Source organism: Kineosporia sp. R_H_3 (genome assembly GCF_002198675.1).
Lineage (GTDB): Bacteria > Actinomycetota > Actinomycetes > Actinomycetales > Kineosporiaceae > R-H-3.
Genome location: NZ_MWLL01000167.1, coordinates 1 through 2,432 on the forward strand (window position 1 = coordinate 1; position 2,432 = coordinate 2,432).

At 77.5% G+C, this 2,432-nt stretch carries 2 protein-coding genes; both read left to right on the forward strand.

The genetic code is table 11. From position 1 onward, the window contains the following. Nucleotides 1-35 precede the first annotated feature (35 nt). Entirely contained in the window at nt 36-971 is a 936-nt protein-coding gene (locus ECOMGDLI_RS17985) for an FAD:protein FMN transferase (protein ID WP_088318230.1), read from the forward strand. Between the two features lie 105 nt (nt 972-1,076). Further along, the gene (locus ECOMGDLI_RS17990) at nt 1,077-2,351 is read left to right on the forward strand and encodes a bifunctional glycosyltransferase family 2/GtrA family protein (RefSeq protein WP_088318231.1); all 1,275 of its coding nucleotides are present in this window, start codon (nt 1,077-1,079) and stop codon (nt 2,349-2,351) included. Nucleotides 2,352-2,432 lie beyond the last annotated feature (81 nt).

Consider the following 2,432-nt stretch of genomic DNA (forward strand, 5'->3'; position numbering starts at 1 on the left):
CCGCTGCCCAGCCCGATGCCCCTCCGGAGGTTCCCGTGAACGTCGCCGTGTCGCTGCCCGGTCCGCGACCCACCACCCGCCTGCACGTCGCGGTCGCCGACCCGGCCCTGCTGCCGGCGGCGCGCCGGATCGCGGAGTCGGTGCGGCGCGAGGCCTCCCGCCGGGTCGACCTCGACCGCCCCCGCGCCACCGCCTGGCGGCTGCTGCGGGCCGGCGGCTCCCCGGTCGTCGTCGGCCCGACGTACGCCCGGCTCGTCGGGGCGGCGCTCACGGCGTCCCGGCTGACCGGCGGCCTCGTAGACCCGACCGTCGGCAACGCGGTCCTGGCGCACCGGTCCCGGCTGCGAGGCGCTGACCTCGCGGCCCGGCTCGGCGCCCTGCCGGTCTGCTCGTCGCTCGCACCCGCCCGCCCCCGGCCGGCCGTCGGCGCCGACGCCGTGCGGGTGACCGGGCCGGCGGTGGCCGTCCCGGCGGGCACGCTCCTGGACCTCGCGGCGACGACCGACGCCGTCGTGGCGGCGGCCGCGGCCCGCGCGGTCGCCGACCGCCTGCGGACCGGCGCGCTCGTCGAGGTCGGCGGTGACGTCGCCCAGGCCGGGCCGGCCCCGGCCGGTGGCTGGGGCGTCGGGCTGCCGTGCGGGTCCGTCGTCCGGCTCCCTGCAGGGCGTGGCGCCGCGACGGTCCGGCCCGTGCCGCACCGCCCCGTCGTCGACCCGCGCACCGGCGCCGTCGTCGAGCCGGCCTGGGTGTCCGTCACCGTCGTCCACCCGGACCCGCTGCACGCCAAGGCCTTCGCGCTCGCCGCAGCGGTGCTCGGTGCGGCCGCACCCGGCTGGCTCGGCACCCGCGGTGCCGCGTTCCGGCTGCTGTCCGCCGACGGCGACGTCCTCACCTCCCCCGGGTGGCCGCTCGACGTCCGCGACCTCGGCACCGTGCTGCCGCAGCCGCTGCGGTACGCCGTCGCCTCCTGACCGGCCGTCCCCCGTTCTCGCCTGCCCGTCCACCTGTCCGTCCACCTGTCCGTCCACCTGCCCGTCCACCTGCCCGTCCACCTGCCCGACGAGAGGAACCCGACCATGACGCTCCAGCTCGAGACGTCGCCCCGCGACCTCCGGACGACCGCCCCTGTGCTCGACGTCGTCGTCCCCGTCCACGACGAGGAGGTGGACCTGGGCCCGTGCGTCCGGCGGCTGCACGCCTACCTCGAAGCGCACGTCCCCTACCCCTTCCGGATCACGGTGGCCGACAACGCGAGCACCGACGGCACCCTCGCCGTCGCCCGCCGGCTGGCCGCCGAGCTGACCGACGTGGACGTCGTCCACCTGCCGGAGAAGGGTCGGGGCCGGGCGCTGCGGCAGGTGTGGTCCCGGTCGGACGCCCAGGTTCTCGCCTACATGGACGTCGACCTGTCGACCGATCTCGCCGCCCTCCTGCCGCTCGTCGCCCCGATCGTCTCCGGGCACTCGGACGTCGCGATCGGCAGCCGGCTCGCCCGCGGCTCTCGGGTCGTCCGCGGACCGAAGCGGGAGGTCATCTCGCGCTGCTACAACGTCATCCTCCGCGGCACGCTCGCCGCCCGGTTCTCCGACGCGCAGTGCGGGTTCAAGGCGATCCGGGCGGACGTCGCCCGGCGGCTGCTGCCGCTCGTCGAGGACACCGGCTGGTTCTTCGACACCGAGCTGCTCGTGCTCGCCGAGCGCTCCGGGCTACGGATCCACGAGGTGCCCGTCGACTGGGTCGACGACCCCGACAGCCGGGTCGACATCGTCGCGACGGCGACCGCCGACCTCAAGGGGATCTGGCGGCTCGGGCGGGCGCTCGGGAACGGCAGCCTGCCGGTCGCCCGGCTGCGCGCCGAGCTCGGGCGGTCGCCGATCCAGCCCGGGCCGGGCGGCGCGGGCCCGCTCCCCGGCGTCCCGGCCGGGCTGCCCCGCCAGCTCCTCACGTTCGGGGCGATCGGCGTCGTCAGCACGCTCGCGTACGTCGGCCTCTACGCCCTGCTCCGGCTCGGCACCGGCGCCCAGGTCGCGAACCTGCTCGCGCTGCTCGTCACGGCGGTCGCGAACACCGCGGCGAACCGCCGGCTCACGTTCGGCGTCTGCGGCGGGGTCGGGCAGGTACGGCACCAGGCGCAGGGTCTCGTCGTCCTCGGGATCGGGCTGGCCCTGACGAGCGGGGCGCTCGCGGCGCTCCACCTGGTCACCGCGACGCCGGCCCGGGCCGTCGAGGTCGGCGTCCTCGTGGCCGCCAACCTGCTCGCCACGCTCGTCCGGTTCGTCCTGCTCAAGGCGTGGGTGTTCCGCGCTGGGCGCCGCCACGCACGTGCCGCCCTCGACCCCGTGGAGGCGTGACCCGCCCCGCCCGACGGCTCCGTCCCCCGCACCGCCCAAGATCCCCGGTCGTCGACCGGATCCCGGCCCGCCGCCCCGGAT